Raw genomic sequence first — 283 nt, forward strand, 5'->3', positions numbered from 1 at the left:
CCACCGGATCTGCCGGCACAGGCCCGAGGCATTCCGGATTGGAAGCGAATCCACGATGAACTCCGGGGCAAGAACGTCACCCTGTTCCTGCTCTGGCAGGAGTACCGGGAAGCCAATCCGGATGGCTACCAGTACAGCTGGCTCTGCGAGCACTACCGGGCCTGGCAGGGCAAGCTGGATCTGGTGATGCGTCAGGACCACCGAGCCGGTGAAAAGCTGTTCGTGGACTATGCTGGGCACACGGTGCCCGTCATTGACCGCACCACCGGTGAGATCCATGAGG

The 283-nt window shown here is 62.2% G+C and carries 1 pseudogene; it reads left to right on the forward strand.

What is annotated here, in order from left to right:
• Positions 1-283: pseudogene (locus H3Z84_RS01710) on the forward strand (IS21 family transposase); the annotation flags it as partial.

The organism is Marinobacter sp. bablab_jr003 (assembly GCF_016464245.1).
GTDB classification, from domain to species: domain Bacteria; phylum Pseudomonadota; class Gammaproteobacteria; order Pseudomonadales; family Oleiphilaceae; genus Marinobacter; species Marinobacter vinifirmus.